10 protein-coding genes are annotated in these 18,943 nt (G+C 36.7%); 8 read left to right on the top strand and 2 right to left on the bottom strand.

Annotation, left to right across the window (positions count from 1 at the left end; translation table 11 throughout):
- The first annotated feature begins 435 nt into the window (after window positions 1–435).
- From BUA03_RS16050 to BUA03_RS16060, 3 genes are all read left to right on the top strand, one after another.
- Complete coding sequence (locus tag BUA03_RS16050) at window positions 436–6,852, top strand: DUF8202 domain-containing protein (protein WP_066081933.1); 6,417 nt, start codon at window positions 436–438, stop codon at window positions 6,850–6,852.
- Window positions 6,853–7,163: 311 nt separating this feature from the next.
- Window positions 7,164–11,942, top strand: a complete 4,779-nt coding sequence (locus tag BUA03_RS16055; RefSeq protein WP_066081934.1) for a LamG-like jellyroll fold domain-containing protein — start codon at window positions 7,164–7,166, stop codon at window positions 11,940–11,942.
- A 148-nt stretch (window positions 11,943–12,090) separates the two neighbouring features.
- On the top strand, window positions 12,091–12,300 hold the full coding sequence (locus BUA03_RS16060) for a hypothetical protein (protein WP_066081936.1): 210 nt from the start codon (window positions 12,091–12,093) through the stop codon (window positions 12,298–12,300).
- Between the two features lie 104 nt (window positions 12,301–12,404).
- Here the strand turns inward: BUA03_RS16060 and BUA03_RS16065 are convergent, their stop codons facing one another.
- The gene (locus BUA03_RS16065; protein ID WP_066081939.1) at window positions 12,405–12,857 is read right to left on the bottom strand and encodes a DUF4442 domain-containing protein; all 453 of its coding nucleotides are present in this window, start codon (window positions 12,855–12,857) and stop codon (window positions 12,405–12,407) included.
- A 206-nt stretch (window positions 12,858–13,063) separates the two neighbouring features.
- Here BUA03_RS16065 and BUA03_RS16070 point away from each other — a divergent pair, with 206 nt between their 5' ends.
- The 5 genes from BUA03_RS16070 to BUA03_RS16090 all read left to right on the top strand — a co-directional run bounded on the left by BUA03_RS16070 (window position 13,064) and on the right by BUA03_RS16090 (window position 17,618).
- Window positions 13,064–13,519: a DUF4870 domain-containing protein gene (locus BUA03_RS16070; protein ID WP_066081951.1), complete on the top strand. Its 456-nt coding sequence runs from the start codon at window positions 13,064–13,066 to the stop codon at window positions 13,517–13,519.
- A 370-nt stretch (window positions 13,520–13,889) separates the two neighbouring features.
- Window positions 13,890–14,219 carry a PadR family transcriptional regulator gene (locus tag BUA03_RS16075; RefSeq protein WP_066081941.1) on the top strand — a complete coding sequence of 110 codons (330 nt, stop codon included), beginning with the start codon at window positions 13,890–13,892 and terminating at the stop codon, window positions 14,217–14,219.
- A 5-nt stretch (window positions 14,220–14,224) separates the two neighbouring features.
- The gene (locus tag BUA03_RS16080; protein ID WP_066081942.1) at window positions 14,225–15,958 is read left to right on the top strand and encodes a PspC domain-containing protein; all 1,734 of its coding nucleotides are present in this window, start codon (window positions 14,225–14,227) and stop codon (window positions 15,956–15,958) included.
- 2 nt (window positions 15,959–15,960) lie between these two features.
- Window positions 15,961–16,701 carry a head GIN domain-containing protein gene (locus tag BUA03_RS16085; protein ID WP_066081945.1) on the top strand — a complete coding sequence of 247 codons (741 nt, stop codon included), beginning with the start codon at window positions 15,961–15,963 and terminating at the stop codon, window positions 16,699–16,701.
- Window positions 16,702–16,784: 83 nt separating this feature from the next.
- On the top strand, window positions 16,785–17,618 hold the full coding sequence (locus BUA03_RS16090; RefSeq protein ID WP_066081946.1) for a GIN domain-containing protein: 834 nt from the start codon (window positions 16,785–16,787) through the stop codon (window positions 17,616–17,618).
- 154 nt (window positions 17,619–17,772) lie between these two features.
- On the opposite strand, the gene trxB is transcribed toward BUA03_RS16090, so the two are convergent.
- Window positions 17,773–18,720, bottom strand: a complete 948-nt coding sequence (gene trxB / locus BUA03_RS16095) for a thioredoxin-disulfide reductase (protein ID WP_066081949.1) — start codon at window positions 18,718–18,720, stop codon at window positions 17,773–17,775.
- Window positions 18,721–18,943 lie beyond the last annotated feature (223 nt).

Below are 18,943 nucleotides of genomic sequence, written 5' to 3' on the forward strand. Positions count from 1 at the left end.
AGTTATTTCCGATTTCAGCCGCGCAACAGAAAATTAAAACTTAAAAACTATCTTAAGTTTTTGAAAAAGTTGCATCGTGAATAGGTCGCAGCATATTATTTATAAAATGTAAATATCAAAAATATTTGTTCCTCTATAAAAAACATTTATCAGTGTTAATGAGAATGACAATGAATCTAAAATGATTATAATTTAGAATATTATTTGTAAATAATTCAGCACAAAAGAAGATTTTATGAGTTTAAACGATTATAATGGTTTTTTATCGATAAAAAATAAATAATATACTAAAAAATATTTTACATTTGAACTGTTAAAATACACAGTTAAGACGCTAATTAAATGAGGATTAAAGCTCCTTAATAAAGCGTAATTAATCTAATGTATCATAGCAGTTTATAATTATGACCACGATCATTAATATATTTCCAAAACATGAAAATAACTTTACTTTTTTCCAAAAAAAAATATTTGGTTATTGCCTTATTATCATTTGTTTTACAAGGGTATAGTCAAGCTTCAGAAACATTTTCTACAGCGGGAACATCTACATTTACAGTTCCTGCTGGAGTAACTAGCATTAATATTGAAGCTTGGGGTGCAGGTGGTGCAGGTGGTGGTGCAACAGGATTCAATTCTTCCGGAGGTGGTGGTGCAGGTGGAGCTTATGCGAGAAGAAATTCTTTTCCAGTAACCCCTGGTGCTACCTATACGGTAACAGTTGGTTCTGGAGGGATTGGTAGTAGAAACAATGGTACATCTGGAGGATCTTCATCATTAACTAATGGCGCTACAACCCTATTATTAGCTGTTGGTGGTAATGGAGCTGCTTTTACTGGAGCAAATAATACCTACACATTGGGAGCAACTGCGGTTACCACTGGTAATATAGGCTTTACTGCCCCGCTTAGTTATTATGGAGGAGCTGGAGGTACTGGTTTGACCGGTGGAGGTGCTGGAGGTTCAAGTGCAGGTACAGGTTCTAATGGTAATGCTGGTAATAACCAGACTGGTGGTGCAGCAGTAACTGGAGGTGTTAAAGGTGCTGATGGTTCTACGGAAAGTGGCGACGGTGCTTTTGGCACCCCGCCTGGAGGTGCTGGTGCTGGAGCAAATGCACTTAATAATATAGATAGATCTGCGGGTGGTGGTGGAAATGGACGGGTCATTATTTCATGGACATGTCCAGTTTTTAGTTTAACAGGAACCTCAATAGCAACTCCTTTATGTTCAACAAATACAGCAAGCGTGTCTGTTACTTCAAGTGCAACTGCATTACCAAGAGGAATATATACCGTAACATATAACATTTCGGGCACTAACAGTGCTTCAGGAAACACTGCAACAATGAATGTTACCACTGCTGGTGCAGGAACTTTCATTAGTAGTATCTTACCTAACTCTGGATCAACTACAATAACGATAACAAATTTAGCGACTAGTTCCTGTAGCAATACAATTGTGGCATTAAATAGCGCAACTGTAACTGTAGCTTCTACCCCAACGATAACTTCAACTACACCAAATTCAAGGACAGGAACTGGAACAGTAGACTTATCAGCTACAGCGTCTGTAGGCACCATCTCATGGTTTTCTTCAGCTACCGGAGGAACTGCGTTAGCTTCAGCAAATAGCTATACAACTCCATCTATAACAGCTACCACTACATATTATATTCAAGCTACAAATGGATCTTGTACTTCAAGTCCAAGGCGAGCAATTATCGCAACCATCAATAATCCAGAAATTGCAGTTTCAGGAAATGGTTTCAACATAGCCGATGGAAGCGTAACCCCAAGCGCTACTAATTTTTCTAATCTAGGAAGCTCTAATCTTTTGATTAACCTAACAAGAACCTATACTATCAATAATTTAGGTGCTGCAACATTAAACTTAGGGAGTATCACTATTGGAGGAGTAAATGCTTCTGAATTTGTAGCTACAAATCCACCTACCACTATAGCACCGCAATCAAGCACAACTTTTACGATTACATTTAGACCTACTGCATTAGGAGCACGGAATGCAACAGTATCTTTCACTAATAATGATGCTGATGAAAATCCTTTTGATTTTAATATTTCTGGAACAGGAGACTCAGGAGTAACACCTGAAATTAATTTACAAGGAAACGGAGCAGATATTGTTGATGGAGCATCTGCTGGAACCACAGTCAATGATACTGATTTTGGCTCTCCTTTAATAAGCACTAACGTAATAAAAACATTTACCATTCAAAATATAGGGACTGGTCCTTTGACGCTAACGGGAACTCCAAGAGTAACCCTCACTGGAGATGCTGTTTTCACAGTGACGAGTCAGCCAAGTAGCACTACAATTGCACAAGGTGCTAGTTTAACCTTCCAAGTAACGTTTAACTCAGCAATAAGTGGTAATTTCTTGGCAATTGTAAATATATCAAATAGTGATAATGATGAAGGTATTTATGACTTTGTAATCACAGGGAATACTATAGTTACAGGTAGAGAGATAGATATTCAAGGAAATGATGTATCTATAGTTTCTGGAGATACTACTCCAAGCTCTTTAGATCAAACTGATTTCGGAATAACTGATGCAACTACTCCTATTAGTATTCCATTTCAAATATTTTCTTATGGTACCTCAAGTATAACTATAAATTCAGCAGTTGTAGTAACAGCTATTACTGGAACAGGGTTTAGTTCAACTGCAGTAAGTGATACTACTGTACCATACTTAGTAGGTAGTCAATCTAGAAATGTAACTGATTTTGTAGTAACTTTTGCACCCTCGGCAACATTAGGAATAAGAAGAGCAAGAATCACAGTTACTAGTAACGACCCTGATGAAGGAACCTATACATTTGTGGTGCAAGGAGAAGTTAGAACTCCTACCTCTATAATTACTGCACCTGGTGGTGTGACCTCAAATTTAAAATTTTGGCTTAAAGCAGACAGTAATATTGGCACTTTATCCGATGGAGCTACAATGACTACGTGGCAAGAAAAAACATCTACTAGTACAAAAAATGCGGTAGCAAAACTTGGAAAAGAACCTAAATTTCAGCATAACGCCAATAACAATGTCAACTTCAATCCCGTAATTTATTTTAATGGCGCAAACTCTATGGCAGGTGGACAAGGTTTTAATAACCTTGACATGTACATTGTTGTAAAACCTACAGGAACTATAAGAAACTCTACTGGTGCCAAAGACATGTATTGCGGAGATGATGTTATATCTAACAAACCAGATCAAGATGTAACTGGTTTTGAAATGGGAGATACATCAAATAGGTTTACCAATGATCTTTTGGCTTATAATCAGGGATCTCAAACGAATTATGGAGTAGCTGAAATTAGTACCACAAAATCCTACACTGGAGTAAATATCTTTAATCCAAGATATAATGGTACAAGAATGAGTATTTTTAATAATGGAGGGACTCTCAATAATGGTACTGGTGCTCTATCTACTACTGAAGTAAACACAAGTACTTATAAAAACATCATAAATTCCAGATATTGGTTGGGTGCTAGTGAAACTTTTGGCCCAAGTTATGAAGGTGATTTTTTGGAAGTTATCAACTACAACATCAGCAATACTGTTAGAGACAGAAGAAGAATTGAATCCTATTTAGCTATTAAATATGGTATTACATTAGGAAGTAATGGAACAAGTTTAGATTATTATAATTCTGCTTCTACAAATACCGCCACCTCCATTTATGATGCAAGTGCTGGTTTTAATTTCAACATAGCAGGAATAGGACGTGATGATAAATCCGAACTAAAGCAAAGACAATCTAAAACTGAAAATACAGTTGACGACATAACCATAGGACTTGGAGGGATTTTTGATAGAAACTCTGACAATCCAAATAATTTTGCAACCGATAAAGAATTTTTAGTTTGGGGAAGTAATAATGGAACATTACTAGCTCAACCTGCCGTAATTGTAAACATGAGTTCAGGAATAATACCAACATTAACCACAGAAGTTGATTTTATTTCAATAGGACGTACTTGGAGAATTAAAGAAACTGGTGGTAACATCCCTACCGTAAAAGTTTCAATACCTTCTACACTACTTACCTCGACTATAACACCTCCTGGAGATTTCTTAATGTTTATATCAAATACGCCATTATTTAATCCAACATCAGAATACAGGGTCATGCGCGTTAATGGGTCAAAATTAGAAACTGAGTATGATTTTGACGGAACTAAATACATTACATTTGGTTATGCACCCGAACGTACTTTTGAAAGAGCTATCGATTTTGATGGTGTGAATGATTATCTAGATGCTGGAAAAGTTTTAGATTTAAATACTTCATTTACAGTTTCTGCTTGGATAAAAAGTAGTTCTGCAAACCAAACAATTCTTTCCAAAAGAAACAATCCATATACAGCAGGATATGATTTAAGTATAAATGCATCTGGAAAAGTTGAGATGAGTTGGTTTAATGGAACTAAACAATCTATAGTCTCTTCTATAATAATGCCAACAGAAAAATGGCATAATGTATGTGTGGTATATAACAATACAACTTCAACTGCAAAATTATACCTTGATGGTTTTGAAGATTCAAGTAAAACATTAAGTAATGTACCTGCAAATCCAACACAATCTTTCTTGATAGCGGCTGCAGATGGCGTAACACCAACATCTTTCTTTAATGGTTCAATAGATGAAGTTAGAGTTTGGAACGTAGCACTCTCCGAAAAAGAATTACGATACGTTATGAATCAAGAAATTCTAAGTAACGGTATCGCTACTAATGGAAGAATTATCCCCAATACTATTTCATCGAATGAAATTAGTAGTATACCTTGGTCTAATTTAAGTGCCTATTATCCTATGTCTACCTACACTTTTACAAATGCAAAAGACATATCAAATAACAATAATACGGCGGCATTAAGAAATCTTACAACTGTAGATTTACAAACAGCACCTTTACCATATGAGTCATTAACCGATGGAGACTGGCAAAATCCTGGAACATGGAAAAATAATACGGTACAGGACATTCCTTATAGTTTATCCATTGTAGATGATACAGAAACAATAAATTGGAACATAGTCAAAACAAGTCATAATATCACCTCGATAGGAAATAAAACCGTATTGGGATTGTTTGTCAATAGTAATATTTTGACCGCTACAACTATAGGAGGAACACAAACGGATGGAACCAAAATTGAAGTTTCACACTACCTAAAACTGGATGGCAGAATTGATTTAGTGGGACGTTCCCAATTGGTACAAAAACTAGGCAGCGACCTAGACCCAGCAAGTGGAGGTTCACTAGAAAGAGACCAACAAGGACAATCTAATAAATTCAATTATAACTATTGGGGATCTCCTGTTGGTGGAATGAATACAACAACAAATAACACTGATTTTACGGTAGCCGGAGTTTTAAAAGATGGTACAAATCCTGCGTCACCAGGACCAATAACGTGGACAGATGGTTTTAATGGAGCTACATCCCCATTTAGTTTAGCACGCTACTGGATTTATAAATTCGACAGTAACGTAAATGCCATTGATTATGCCAACTGGACTCAAATAGGTGAAACTGGGATACTTCAAGCAGGCAAAGGATTTACTTTAAAAGGATCAGGATCTTCGGGAACACAAAACTTAGTTTTCACAGGAAAGCCAAATAACGGTACAATAACAAATACAGTTGGTTCTGATCAACTATTACTAGTAGGAAATCCATATCCTTCAGCATTAGATGCTGATAAATTTATTTCGGATAACATTGGCTCTCTAGAAACATCAACTACTAATGAAGCAATTGATGGTGCCTTGTATTTTTGGGAACATTACACAACAAACTCATCCCATAATTTAGGCGCTTATCAAGGTGGTTACGGCATACGCAATTTGGCTGGAGGGGTCGCTCCAAGTGCTACTGGAGTAGATTTCATAAATGGCTCTGGATCTACCTCAAAATTGGCTCCTAAAAGATATATCCCTGTTGGACAAGGTTTTTTTGTAATAGGAAAAATTGGATCTGGTGGAACAGTTACTTTTAACAACACCCAAAGAGAATTTATTAAAGAAGAAAATACTGAATTGTCACAAACTACGTATAGAATCCCTACAACTCCCAAAGATTCTAATCATTGGACTGACAATCGTGATGCTGCAATAGAAATTGACACCCATAAAAGAATCCGTTTAGGTTTTAATTTTTACAATCAAAGTTTCCACAGACAAGTATTGTTAGCCTTTATGGACGACAAGGCAAATGCTGAAATGAATGCTGGCTACGATGCTTTAAATATAGATGATTCACCAAGCGATATGTATTTATTGAATGGCGAAAATGAATTAGCTATAGCAGGCGACGGTTATTTTGATGAAGACGCCTCTTTCCCTATTGGTGTAAGGGCAGAAACAACAGGAAAAATCTCTTTCGTTTTAGATGGCTTAGAGAACTTTGATGAAAGTCAAAATATTTTTATCCACGACAGCGATACAGATACCTATCATAGTATAAAAGAGAAAGGGTACGAAGTAGAACTTCCTGCTGGTACTTTTAACGATCGGTTTTCGTTGCGTTTCGCGGACAAAAGTCTCATGGTTAAAGACCCATTGTATGAAAATGCCATTACTGTTTTCTTTTCCCGTTCTAATAATATGTTGACTATTAAAAACAACGCTGCTGACAATACCGTTTTAGCCGTTTCCTTGTATAGCATTCAAGGAAAATTAATTTCAAAATGGGACGTAAAAGAAAGGGACCAAGCGCTACTAAAAATCCCGATTCTGGATAAAACAACTGGTGTATACATCGTAAAACTAAAAACAACCAAAGGAAATAGCAGCAAGAAAATTATTATTAAGTAATATAAATTGCCTTTTTACCATCACAAAAACTTCTCTTCATCGGGAAGTTTTTTTTTGATCCTACAAAATCAAGTGAAGGGAGGATTTATGAAAGTGCACTGCAAAAAATCATTTTTAAATTTTTATTTTAAAATAATTATATACTTACATTTTTTACTTTTTTATGCTTTTAATCGATTTTATATGCGCTTAATCTGATTTATTTAAATTATAAGTCTAATTTCGAGCTACAAAATAGGTCTTTTTTGAAGATTTATTTTTATTTGACCTCGTTACTTGACCCATAATTAATTAAATACAGTGAGTACATTATGAAAAAAACTACTCTAAAGCTTTATGCAACATTGGTATGTATCCTCCTTCCGCTTCTGGGATTTACGCAACTACAAACATTTATTTTATCAGAATCTTTTGTTGTGCAAACTAGAATCAGTACCCGTTCGATCGAAACATTCATTGGTGGTTCGTGCTTTAAGCCAAATGCAAATGGCATTGCAATTGAGAATACGAACAACACTATCGATCCTACTGCAGCAGATCATTGGAAAACTAAAAAAAAATCAGAGCTAAGTACTGTTACTCTTGTTATTGCACCTGAAGGATCCCGTAATTCACACCAATCCGCAACAGACAATAAAAACGAACTACTTTTAGTTCCAAGCCCCATATTAAAGACCTATGCTGATCCCGAGATCACTATTTTGGGTAATGCGGCGACTATAGTCGACGGGGACACTACTCCAACGAGTACGGATTGGACCGATTTTGGATCTATGGAAACCAGTACAGGAGCCATCATTAAAACCTACACCATTCAAAATACGGGTACGGCTGATTTATCCATAGGAGCCATTACGATTTCAGGAACTAATGCGGCTAATTTCACACTTGCTACGAGTCCAAATGCTATAATTCCCGCTGGAGGAAGCAGTACCTTTTCGGTTCGTTTTGACCCAGACACCCTAGGTTTAAAAACGGCTGCCCTTTCGATCGTAAATAATGACATTGATGAAAATCCGTATAATTATTCGATCCAAGGAACAGGAATCCAAACTTTTTTTGATAGTGATGGCGACGGTATTTATGACAATTTTGATATAGATGATGACAATGATGGTATACTAGATGCTACCGAAGAACTAAATTGCAACAATGCAAATGGTACTAAAGTAGCCTACAAATTCTTAAATGAAACCTTTGGCACAGGAGGAAGAACTGCCAGCTTTACGGCCGCCTATAATGCCACAACAACCTATTGCTACGAGGATGGAATTGCTGGGCCGAATACAACACAATGTCCTTTTCAATCCAGTAAAATATTGGATGACGGTGAATACACCGTAGTCTCTAAAATAACCGGAACAACAGCCAGCGATCCTGAAAATATTCACGGCGATTTAGCTTGGTACAATGGAGAAGATCATACCCCAGGGGACGTTAATGGTAGAATGGCCGTTTTTAATGCCAGTTTTACTCCAGGTATTTTTTATGAAACCACCATTACCGGTGTTTTGTCTAATTTACCAATAACCTACAGTTTTTGGGCCTTAAATATCATGGCAAAAAATACGTTTCCTAATTCTATTTTACCCAACATTACTGTTGAATTTTATGATTTGTCAAATAATTTTCTAACGTCATTCAACACAGGAGACATTGGGAGATGTTCTGGAAGCACCACAGACAACAGTTGCGCTCAAGGAGTTTGGAAACAATTTACCACCAGTGTCAACTTAGGAAATATCAATGCCTTTACCATCCGTTTCAAAAATAATGCCCCTGGAGGTGGCGGTAATGATTTGGCTTTAGATGATATTTTAATTTCACAAACGTTGTGTGATTTAGACCGCGATGGCGTTGCTGATGTATTTGATTTAGACTCCGATAATGATGGAATTGAAGATGTTATCGAAGTTGGTTTAGCCCACTTGAGCGGTGGTCAAGGAAAAATAGCTACCGCATGGGCAGACGCTAACGGCAATGGACTGCACGACAATGCGGAGGCTATCGCCATGCTACCAGCACTAGATTCTGATGGAGACGGTGTTCCTAATTATTTGGATTTAGACAGTGACAACGATAGTCTTTTTGATGTAGACGAATCGGGTGCAGGGAATTCAAATGCGGTTGCAGGTTTCATCAACGGGGATGGAGACATTAATGGCGATGGTACTGGAGACGGATTAGATACGGAAACTTTTAGAAGCAAAGACACAGATGGCAATGGAATCAATGAACTTTTTGGTGATGGAATACTGGATATTTATGATTATGGTACAGGCCTCAATCAATATGGCAATTTAGGACAAGGAAGTACAGTGGCTCCTTTTCTGAATTATCTTCTCGATACCGATGGCGATGGAATTCCGAACTATATTGATATAAAATCCAACGGACTGACCTTTGATATTGCCAACACCTTGCTACTCTATTCTTATAAAACCTTGGACGCTGATAATAACGGTATAATTGATGGAACTGCTGATGTTGATAAAGATGGTATTCTAGACAACTTTGACACTAATACAGCGCAATTTGGTTCTCCAAGAGACCTTCGGACCAAATTATTTCTTGACTTTGACGGTCGAAACGATTATGGGCAAAGCACATCTATTCTTGGCGGTCTAGGTACTGCCACGCTGATGGGATGGATTAATTTAAATCCAAATTTTGCAACAGCCGGTGTACTTGTGGGTCAGGATAAGTTCCAAATTAGAGTTTCTGCTGCGAAAAAACTGGAAGCAGTAGTGAATGGCACTTTAGTAACTTATGCTACAGCACTAAACGTTTCTCAGTGGTATCATGTCGCTGCCGTGTATGATAGCAGTACGATAAAACTGTATCTGAATGGCGCTTTGGTGGCAACCCAAGCTAAAACGGGAAGCATCACAACTGACGCATCACTGTTAACTTTAGGTAGAAATCCCCTAGCAAACAGCAGTTATTTTAAAGGAAAAATAGACGAAATACGCGTTTTCAATGTGGCGTTGACAGAATCGCAAGTACAAAGAATGGTCTATCAGGAAATTCAGGATTCGGGCTCAGAAGTACGAGGTGCTTTTATTCCCAAAAATATTGCTACCGCACCCGCTTCCTTGCCTTTTGCAAACCTACTTCGGTATTACAGAATGGATTATTATAAAGATGACATTATTGATGACTTATCAACACCTGCAATTGATGTCAGCGGCACTAAAATATACAATCACAAGAACATTTATCAGCAACAAGCACCTTTGCCTTTTTTAACGGAACGATCAGGCAGTTTTGCCACCGCAGTAAATAATCCTGCCAAAGAAATCAGAGGAAATGACATTATGGAGAATGACTGGTCTATTGTAAAAGTGCAACATGATATTACCGAAACAGCAAACAACTTAGATCTAGGAATGGTTGTTGATTCTGGCAAAAAAATCACCATGAACAACAACACCAAAATACAGAATGACTGGTACCTAAAATTAGACGGTAAAATAGATTTAACAGGAATGTCACAATTAGTCCAAACAACGGAGAGCGATTTAGACGTAGCCAGTGCTGGATCAATAGAACGAGATCAGCAAGGACAATCTAACTTGTACAATTACAACTATTGGAGTTCGCCAGTAAGCCCTATAAATACTGTTACTAACAATACGAATTACTCCGTAAATGGAATCATGAGAGACGGAACAAATCCAGCAACACCAGCAAGTATTACTTGGGTTAGCGGCTACAATGGCGCTGCAACTAGCCCCATTAGTTTGGCCCGATACTGGCTATATAAATTTGATAATTATGCTAGTGTCTACGCCAATTGGGTACAGATAAATGAAACAAGCCCGTTGCGAGTAGGTCAGGGATTTACCTTAAAAGGTGACGGAGCAGCCTCTGGGACTCAAAATTACACCTTTGTAGGAAAACCTAATAATGGAACTATTCTAACCAATACCGTCAGTGCCGAACAACTATTGCTAACCGGAAATCCGTATCCATCGGCTATTGATGCGTATGCCTTTATAAATGATAATCTGACGTCAGTAGACCGACCGCAAGACACGGGCTTAGACGGAACCATTTATTTCTGGGAACATTCCTCCAGTAACAATTCCCATTTTCTAAAAGAGTATTTAGGCGGATATGCGATGCTCAATTTATCAGGAGGCTTGCCGCCCGTAGTTCCAGAGTTGATTAGCGGTGTAGGTTTGAGTACTAAAATTCCAAAGCAACACATTCCCGTTGGGCAAGGATTTTTTGTCTATGGAAAAACAGGTGGTGGCGGTGCTGTTATTTTTAATAACAGTCAACGAACATTCCAAAGAGAAACGGACGCTACATCCAACACCCTTTTCAAAAATAAATCTAAAACGAAAGAAGAAAATTCATGGGATACAAATTCTAATGATCCTATAAAAAAAGACACCCTAAAAAGAATCCGCTTGGGTTTCAATTCGGCATCTAATTTTCACCGCCAAGTATTGTTGGCCTTCATGCAGGAAAAAGCGACCAGCGCCATTGATTATGGGTATGACGGCTATATTCTAGATGATTTTCCTACTGACATGTATTTTCTAAACGGTACCGAGCAATTGGTCATTCAAGGCGAAGGCTTCTTTAATAGCGAGTCCTCCTTCCCTATCGGCGTAAAAACGAATGCCGACGGACCGATAAAGTTCTTAATTGATGAACTGGAGAATTTTGAGTCTGACCAACCGATATTTATCTACGATGACCAAACAAAAATATACCACAATATTAGGAATGAAGTTTTTGAAATCAATTTGCTCAAAGGCGAATTTCACGACCGGTTTTCACTGCGTTTCAAAGATAAAACGCTAGGAACAGCGGATGAAATCGAGCACAATACCGACATTGTAATTTTGTATGCTCCAAACAAAAATGCGCTTATTATCCATAATAATAAAACAGCTTCAGCCGTTCAAGAGGTCACCTTATTTAGTATTCTGGGACAAGCGATTGCGCATTGGGATGTTGAAAATCAAGGGCAAGAAAACATTCAATTGCCCGTCAAAAAAATAAGTTCGGGCGTTTACATCGTAAAACTGAAAACAGAACAAGGCGTATTAAGCAAAAAAATCATCGTACTATAATTCCTTGCTTTTTATTACTACAAAATTGATTTTGAGGCTGTAAATAATTATCAGAAATGCAAGATTAGTTTGATTTATTTTTTATATTTGAATTGGATTTGATAGACTACGATCCACCTAAAAAAGAAACTAATTTAAACTTTATACAATGAAAAAAATAGTAACATTTGTAGCAATTGCCTTTTTAACTGTTCATCTTAGTGCGCAAGAAGTAAAAGCTGTCGCTAAAGAAAAAGCCAAAACGACGTCTTGTTGTGCCAAAAAAGATGCCAATACAAAGGCTATGACCGCAGCTGAAGTGGCGAAATGTCAAGCAAAATGCAAAGCCGAAGGGAAGAAATGTAAAACAGCTTGCTAACCAAAAAGCAATAGTACCCCCGAAAAATATACGTTTCCTACAAACAAAAAACGCTTCTAAAATATAGAGGCGTTTTTTCGTTGGATTCCTTTAAAGAGGATCTTTTATTTTACTCTTACACTCCATTCGAAGTCCATTTCGGATACTTGTACTCCTTTTTCATCTGTTCCAATGGATTTCATCCAGAAGGTTTGCCCCTCGCCTGTTGCCACGGTTTCCTCAATAGCTTTTTCTATTAAATGCCCATCGGTGCAAGTGAATGTAATTCGGCCAGTTGCCTTCTTGGTAAAATTTCCTTTGTTGTTGGCGACTAGCATGGAGATTTTCCGACCACTTTTTTGAATTTGGAACATAACCAAAGCTCCCGTAGAAAGTTCCGCAGCCATGGCTTGCACGGCAAAATACATGGAATTAAACGGATTTTGATTGATCCATCGGTGTTTTACCGATACAACACATTTATTTTCATCAATGGCTGCGACACGAACACCACAAATAAATGCCGAAGGCAATTTGAATAAGAGAAATTTATTAAGTTTTGATGCTGTAAGATTCATTATTGCTCGATTTTTTGCTAAAATACGAAAAAATACTAGGCATGCCTACTACATTTATTTGTTAATTTTCTGTTAATATTTGGTACTATGCGAAACAAGATACTGTCTTTTAGATATATATTTGCATAAGAAATTACTATGTAGCCTAAATGCTAATATTGTCAACCCGTTTCAATCATCATCAAAAATCAAAAAAAAAAAAAAAAATGGAAACAACTACTGAAAAAAACACCGCCACTTTTACTCACCTGAGTACCTTGACCCAATATTTTATTCCCTTTGGAAATTATATTTTTCCAATAATTTTATGGAGTACAAAAAAGGACGAATCGGAATTTGTGGATCATCACGGCAAACAAGTGCTTAACTTTCAATTGAGTTTATTGTTGTACTCCTTACTACTGATTATAATTGCAATTCCTTCGTTTCTTATTTCTGTATTTAAGGATATGCCGCTTAACACCTTGATGCACGATCATGAGTTTACCTATTCAAATTTCAACTTTGATGGTAATATTGGCTTACTAACCCTTGGATTGATTTGTGTATTGATTTTTGGCCTTTTAAAAGTGGCTGAATTCTTTTTAATCATTTATGCTTCAATCAAAACATCAAACGGAGAAAAATATAAATATCCAATAACGATTCCGTTCATTAAATAAGACCTCATCCGAATAAATTATCTCGGGGCAGAGCCCCAAAGGTATTAGCAAAATAACAGCCACAGATTCACAGATTTTCAATAATCTTTTTTAATCTGTGAATCTGTGGCTAAAAAAATCGAAGTAAAGCTTCGTAGCATTAAACCTAAAGAGATTAAAAGAGAATAGACATACTACATAAAGCGAACGAACTAGCCCTGATTGCAACGGCATCCTTTACTTGCTTTCTTTAAGCAAGTAAAGATAAAGTGGAAAGCAGGAATAAGCTTCAAATAAAATAAAGTAATCATCACCCGAGCCAGAAAGGCGAACTGGCACAGCAATCAAAAAAGGAACCGTTTAATCAACACAAAATCAAAAAAAAGGAATTATGAACATTGAAAACACAAAAGCCCAAATGCGCAAAGGTGTTCTCGAGTTTTGCATCTTATCTGTATTGAAAGAAAAAGATGCCTACACATCGGAAATATTAGACACTTTGAAAAACGCAAAATTATTAGTCGTGGAAGGAACGATTTATCCCCTCTTAACTCGATTGAAAAATGATGGATTACTCAACTACCGTTGGGAAGAATCAACCTCAGGACCACCGAGAAAATATTACGGCCTGACCGAAATTGGACAAACTTTTTTAAATGAACTGAATAGCACCTGGACTGAATTATCAGATGCCGTAAACCTAATAACCAACCAAAAATAATAGTCATGAACAAAACAGTAAATATAAACCTAGGCGGAATGTTTTTTCACATAGATGAAGATGCATACCAAAAATTGACCCGCTATTTTGACGCCATAAAACGTTCTTTATCCAATTCATCCGGTCATGATGAAATCATAAAAGATATTGAAATGCGCGTTTCGGAATTATTGCATGACAAACAAAAAACCGACAAGTACGTTATTGGGTTAAAAGATGTCGATGAAGTGATTGCCGTAATGGGACAACCGGAAGACTACATCATTGAAGATGATTTTAAAGAAGCAAATACCGCATACAGCACTGCCAGCCGTAGAACAAAAAAATTATACCGTGACAGAGAAAAAGGGATGATTGGTGGCGTTGCAGCAGGTCTAGGATACTATTTTGGGATCGATGCCGTATGGATCAGAATCGTGCTGATATTATTAGTTTTTGCTGGATTTGGAACTGGAATTCTGGCTTATATCATTCTTTGGATTGTAACTCCAGAAGCGGTTACTACCTCAGAAAAACTAGAAATGACGGGAGAACCCGTTACTATTTCAAATATCGAAAAAAAAGTTCGGGAAGAATTTGAAAACGTTTCCGACAAAATTAAAAATGCGGACTACGATAAATACGGCAATCAAATAAAAACGGGTGCTGGCAAAATAGGAAACTCTTTTGGTGATTTTATCATTACTGTTTTTAAGATTTTTGCGAAATTTTTAGGTGTGATTTTAATCATCACAGGTGTTGCAACATTAGTTTCTTTACTAATTGCCGTATTCACTTTAGGTTCTTCAGATTTTATAGATGTGCCATGGAGAAGTTTCATTGAAGCAGGAAATTTCACAGATTACCCAATATGGTCTTTTGGATTGTTAATGTTCTTTGCTGTTGGAATTCCGTTCTTTTTCTTGACACTTTTAGGGTTCAAATTATTGTCTCCAAGCATCAAATCAATAGGGAACATTGCTAAGTACACCTTATTGGCACTTTGGATTATTGCTATAGCGATACTAATTTCGATAGGAATCAACCAAGCATCGGAAGTGGCTTATGAAGGAAAAACGGTTCAGAAAGAAACTATTAATGTATTGCCAAATGACACTTTGTTTGTAAAATTCAGATACAATGAGTATTACACAAAAGATATTGACAACGACGAAAACTTTGAATTTGTTCAGGATTCAGCCAACACTCAATTGATTTACTCCAACAATGTAAGCTTAGAAATTTTACGTACAGATGAAAAATTACCTTTCATTCAAATTGAAAAAATATCTAGAGGTAAATCATTTCAAGATGCAAAACGAAGAGCAGAAAAAATAAAATACGCTATCAAAATTGAAGGAAATCAGTTGATTTTAGACAATTATTTATTGACTGAAGTCACTAATAAATTCCGTGATCAGGAAGTCGAAATATTCTTATACGTACCAGAAGGAATTCTTTTGAAACCCGATTCTTCAGTACAAAATTATGACAGATCAGACGACGAATACTTCAATTTACACTACAGTTCAGACAATTACATTTATAAAGTAGAAAATTCTCAAATAAAATGTTTAAATTGTCCTGCCAATGAAAATGAATATAATGATGTAACTATAGATGCTCAAAACGATAGTACTGATGTAACCGTAACTATTAATAAAAATGGAGTTTCTATTGAGAAAGACTCTGTAAAAACAAATAGCGCTAGCAAAGGATTGAAAATAAATAAAGACGGAATAATCATTAAAACGAATTAGTCATGTTAAAAATCATCACCTTAATTACCAAGTTTATTGTAATAGCGTTAACGGCTTTGTTATTCGCTTCATGCAATCATTCCCTTAATTTGGATTCCATACAAGGCAGTGGAAATGTAACCACAAAGAAACGACTCGTTGATGGTGATTTCAAGAGCATAGAGGTTGACAATGCCATTGATGTAGTTATTGAACAAGCTGATAAAATAGAAATAGTTGTGGAAGCAGATGATAATTTACAAAAACACATCACGACTAAAGTTGAAAATGGAACCCTGATTATTTCTTGTGACAAAAATTATTTTATCAATACCGGTTCTAAAAAAGTGATGGTTAAAATGCCTTTTATTGATGAACTAGAAGCCACAAGCAGTGCTACCATTACCAGTAGGAATACGCTAAAAGGAGAAAATATCCGACTCAACACATCTAGTGGAGGGACAATTGACCTGGGTATCGAATCCGACGACATCACCTGTGATTCTAGCAGCGGAAGCAGCATCACAATCAATGGAAAAGCGTTACAAATGAAAACTACCGCATCAAGCGGAAGTGCAATCAATGCCGACGATTTATTAGCTAATACAATTATTTCCGATGTATCAAGCGGTGCCAACACCAGTGTTCACCCTATTGTTAGCTTGAATGCCGAAGCGTCTAGCGGAGGTACTATTACCTATAATATCCAACCAAAGACACTACAGAAAAATACAAGTTCTGGTGGCAGCGTCAATCAACAATAAGACAACCTCACAATAAGTCAAAAAATCATCCACCACAAGTGGCTGATTTTTTTATATTTGTACGGACTCTAATTCAACTAATCATGAAAAAACATACCGCTATACTCCTACTCGTCTTATCTACGACCGTACTATTCGCACAGAAAAAAGAAAAAATAAAAGGATCAAAAATGGTAACTGTTGAGCAGAGAGCCGTTGGAAATTTCGAAGCGTTGCTCGTCGAAGACAACCTGGAGGTACATCTAGAAAGGGGCGAGAAAACGGAAGTAAAAATCGAGGCAGATGACAACCTGCACGATATCATTTCTATAGATTCAAAAGACAACAGCTTACGCCTTTACACTACAAAAGAAGCCGTCAATTACAAAAAAATAATTGTGAGAGTGACCTATACCCATGATTTAAACTTAATTACTTTAAAAGATGAAGCGACTGTTAATGCAATTCAGGAACTTTTATTGAATACTATTACAGTAAAAGCCCATGATGCTTCTAAACTGTTTCTAAATGTAAACACCAAAGATTTCTTATTAGAGGCAGACGACAAGTCTAAAACAGAATTAAATCTAAAATCGGAAAATACGATTATAGAACTCAGTAAAAATGCCGCTCTAAAAGCATTAGTTACCACAACCGATTTAAAAGTAGATTTGTACCAAAAATCAAATGCTGTACTGGAAGGAAACGCGACACATACTGCCATTAGACTCGATAACAATGCATCCTTTACTGGAAATAAATTTACTACTAAAAATGCGGACATCACCACCGAAAGTTACACAAACTGCAGTTTATTTGTGGAAACTGCCGTTGTTATTGATGCTGCTGACAAATCTGAAATCCAACTTTTAGGCACCCCAAAAATAGAAATTCGGAAATTTGCCGATGAAGCGCAATTGATCAAGAAATTGAAATAGGGAATACGCTTGCCAACCCGCTGCAAAGGAGAGGGAGGTATTGATGGCAAAATATAATCTTGAAAATTTATTTATAAGTTTATGAAAATAATTCTAAAACAAAGAGTCCAAATTTTTGCAAATTGGGACTCTTTGTTTTAATGCTCTTTTTATCTTATTCTTTAGAAGCTAAATATCTTTCAGCGTCAAGTGCAGCCATACAGCCCGTTCCAGCAGCGGTTATCGCCTGACGATACACATGATCAGCAGCATCACCAGCTACGAAAACACCCTCAACATTTGTTTTAGAACTTCCGGGAGTATTGATAATATACCCTGTTTCATCTAAGGAGATGTATTTTTTAAAAATATCCGTATTGGGTTTGTGTCCAATAGCGACAAAGAAACCAGTAGCTTCAATATCAAAAGTTTCATTTGTGGTTTTGTTAAGTGCTTTTACACCAGTAACAACTTGTTCATCTCCTAAAACTTCTATCGTGTCATGATTCATCAAAATGGTAATATTCTCCGTTTTGCGAACGCGTTCTTCCATAATTTTAGAAGCTCTGAATTTTTCACTACGCACTAACATCGTTACTTTTTTACACAATTTAGATAAATAGTGTGCCTCTTCGCAGGCTGAATCTCCTGCTCCAACGATTACTACTTCTTGATTTCTATAGAAAAAACCGTCACATACCGCACAAGCCGAAACACCACCGCCCATTTTTAAATAGTGTTGCTCTGAAGGCAAGCCTAAATATTTAGCCGAAGCTCCAGTGGAAATAATCACTGTTTCGCAATGCAATTCTTTTACATCATTGATCCAAACTTTGAAAACATCTCCAGAGAAATCAACTTTTGTAGCCCAACCATCACGAACATCAGTCCCAAAACGCTGCGCTTGGGCTTGTAACCCAACCATCATTTCAGGCCCCGTTATTCCTTCAGGATTCCCTGGCCAGTTTTCAACTTCATTAGTTGTTGTTAGTTGGCCTCCAGGCTGCATTCCTTGGTATAAAACCGGAAACATATTTGCTCTGGCAGCGTAAATAGCAGCAGTATAACCTGCAGGACCAGAACCTATAATAAGACATTTAATTTTTTCGATTGTATCAGACATAATGATGTGAATTATAATTTTTACCGTGCAAAAATAGGATATAATTACGGTACAAAGGACGTTGTAGTATCAGTTTTAATTATTTGGTAATAAAAAAATCCCTTCTGTAATACTACAGAAAGGATTTATTGTCGGGGTGGCAGGATTCGAACCTGCGGCCTTCCCGCCTATGCGGGACGCTACATCCGAGCTACCAAACATTTATTTAAAAAAAACCAAGATC

Source organism: Flavobacterium fryxellicola (genome assembly GCF_900143245.1).
Classification (GTDB): domain Bacteria; phylum Bacteroidota; class Bacteroidia; order Flavobacteriales; family Flavobacteriaceae; genus Flavobacterium; species Flavobacterium fryxellicola.